This is a genomic window from Pseudoalteromonas sp. CH_XMU1449-3, assembly GCF_037027245.1.
Taxonomy (GTDB): domain Bacteria; phylum Pseudomonadota; class Gammaproteobacteria; order Enterobacterales; family Alteromonadaceae; genus Pseudoalteromonas; species Pseudoalteromonas shioyasakiensis.
This window is the reverse complement of record NZ_JAYMDY010000042.1, coordinates 1-2,076: the sequence shown is the minus strand read 5'-3', so window position 1 is coordinate 2,076 and position 2,076 is coordinate 1. Positions and strand designations below refer to the sequence as shown.

At 41.5% G+C, this 2,076-nt stretch carries 10 tRNA genes; 7 read left to right on the top strand and 3 right to left on the bottom strand.

Annotated features, from left to right (window positions below):
* Positions 1-25: 25 nt before the first annotated feature.
* From WA256_RS21000 to WA256_RS20990, 3 genes are all read right to left on the bottom strand, one after another.
* Positions 26-101, bottom strand: a tRNA-Glu gene (locus WA256_RS21000).
* Between the two features lie 130 nt (positions 102-231).
* Positions 232-307 (bottom strand) — tRNA-Glu (locus tag WA256_RS20995).
* Between the two features lie 39 nt (positions 308-346).
* Positions 347-422, bottom strand: a tRNA-Ala gene (locus WA256_RS20990).
* Between the two features lie 647 nt (positions 423-1,069).
* On the opposite strand from WA256_RS20990, the gene WA256_RS20985 reads away from it, so the two are divergent.
* The 7 genes from WA256_RS20985 to WA256_RS20955 all read left to right on the top strand — a co-directional run bounded on the left by WA256_RS20985 (position 1,070) and on the right by WA256_RS20955 (position 1,862).
* A tRNA-Val gene (locus WA256_RS20985) sits at positions 1,070-1,145 on the top strand.
* A 36-nt stretch (positions 1,146-1,181) separates the two neighbouring features.
* Positions 1,182-1,257 (top strand) — tRNA-Val (locus tag WA256_RS20980).
* Between the two features lie 67 nt (positions 1,258-1,324).
* Positions 1,325-1,400: transfer RNA gene (locus tag WA256_RS20975), tRNA-Val, on the top strand.
* Positions 1,401-1,436: 36 nt separating this feature from the next.
* Positions 1,437-1,512: transfer RNA gene (locus WA256_RS20970), tRNA-Val, on the top strand.
* A gap of 43 nt (positions 1,513-1,555) precedes the next feature.
* A tRNA-Val gene (locus WA256_RS20965) sits at positions 1,556-1,631 on the top strand.
* Between the two features lie 52 nt (positions 1,632-1,683).
* Positions 1,684-1,759: transfer RNA gene (locus WA256_RS20960), tRNA-Val, on the top strand.
* A 27-nt stretch (positions 1,760-1,786) separates the two neighbouring features.
* A tRNA-Val gene (locus WA256_RS20955) sits at positions 1,787-1,862 on the top strand.
* Positions 1,863-2,076: the final 214 nt, after the last annotated feature.

Genomic DNA, 2,076 nt, shown 5'->3' with positions numbered 1-2,076 from the left:
TTAATAACACAACACTTTTAGTAAGTGGCGTCCCCAAGGGGATTCGAACCCCTGTTACCGCCGTGAAAGGGCGGTGTCCTAGGCCTCTAGACGATGGGGACACATAATGTGTCACTAGGACATTAAATGATAGTTTGACTCATATCGGAGTTAAGGTTACTAAAATAACATGCAAGTACTCGAGACTGACATATTTATTTTCTTGGCAATTGCTCACTTACTAAGAGTAAGTGGCGTCCCCAAGGGGATTCGAACCCCTGTTACCGCCGTGAAAGGGCGGTGTCCTAGGCCTCTAGACGATGGGGACGCAGAAAACTGCAACCCTAGGACAAACACTATGCAAATCTGGTGGAGCTATGCGGGATCGAACCGCAGACCTCTTCGCTGCCAGCGAAGCGCTCTCCCAGCTGAGCTATAGCCCCGACTTGCATACACACCACCAATTAATGTTGGTTGTGTATCGCTGAGTGCGGGGCGCATTCTATGCAGCCCCCCAAATAAAGTCAACAGTTTTTTATCTAAGTTTATTTAAATGATTTAAATTTCAACAAGCTGACTAAATATCAATCCGTTACGGAGGTATTTTATACAAAGAGCTATCAAATTAGCTATTTTGGGCTAATTGCATTGTTGGTTTGTTATCAAAAGCTCTCTGCTTTTGAGTTTACTCTCTTAAAAAAGGTATACATTTATATGCAAAATAAAATTCGTTATTTAAAGCTTTAAATAAAACGACTTTCCCCTTCCCTTCCCTGCTTTGTTTTAATAGTGCTAAGTAGAATGCAATTAACTAATGCAAATTTATCGGTATGAAAAAACTGTTTTAAAAATTTACTGTATTCATATCATTTGGAATGATTTACCTAGGTCATAGAGCTATAGATCCAAGTCTGAATATAAGCTTATGAATATAAATTGCATATTTGTTGGCCAAAAAATGCTTAAATGCCATGTCATTGTTTATAAAAGCTGCATCTAACACATTTTTACTCATTCAAGTGTTGACACATTTACAACTCTATCTATAATAGCGCCCCACAACAACGCAGCAATGAGTTGTTTTAGATATGGGTCGTTAGCTCAGTTGGGAGAGCATCGCCCTTACAAGGCGAGGGTCACTGGTTCAAGTCCAGTACGACCCACCATTATTCCCTAATGGTGTTCATATCTAAATTCTTAATGGGTCGTTAGCTCAGTTGGGAGAGCATCGCCCTTACAAGGCGAGGGTCACTGGTTCAAGTCCAGTACGACCCACCATTTACTTTCTGTTTTTAAAGAAAGTCTCGGTGGTCCTTCCATTAAGATAATATGCTGTATGTAATATGGGTCGTTAGCTCAGTTGGGAGAGCATCGCCCTTACAAGGCGAGGGTCACTGGTTCAAGTCCAGTACGACCCACCATTTTAAAATGGTGTTTCATATTACAAAAATCTAAATGGGTCGTTAGCTCAGTTGGGAGAGCATCGCCCTTACAAGGCGAGGGTCACTGGTTCAAGTCCAGTACGACCCACCATTAAACAAACTTTGATGGTGTTTTCATTTAGATTATTCTTCGCGGGTCGTTAGCTCAGTTGGGAGAGCATCGCCCTTACAAGGCGAGGGTCACTGGTTCAAGTCCAGTACGACCCACCATTTACTTTTTAAAGCAAAAGCTAAAAATGGTAGCGAAGAAAAAAGATTATATGGGTCGTTAGCTCAGTTGGGAGAGCATCGCCCTTACAAGGCGAGGGTCACTGGTTCAAGTCCAGTACGACCCACCATTTAATCTAAAATAAAAATTTATATGTGGGTCGTTAGCTCAGTTGGGAGAGCATCGCCCTTACAAGGCGAGGGTCACTGGTTCAAGTCCAGTACGACCCACCACATATAAAACCTCCTTATTTTATCTCTAGTTTTCAAAAGCATCGCCACTCTTTACAAAACACAGGCTCGATGATTCAAGTCCAGTACGACCCACCACATATAAACACTTCATTAAATACTTTTTTTAAATCTTCTTTATTTTATCTCTAATTTTCAAAAGCATCGCCACTCTTTACAAAACACAGGCTCGATGATTCAGGTCCAGTACGACCCA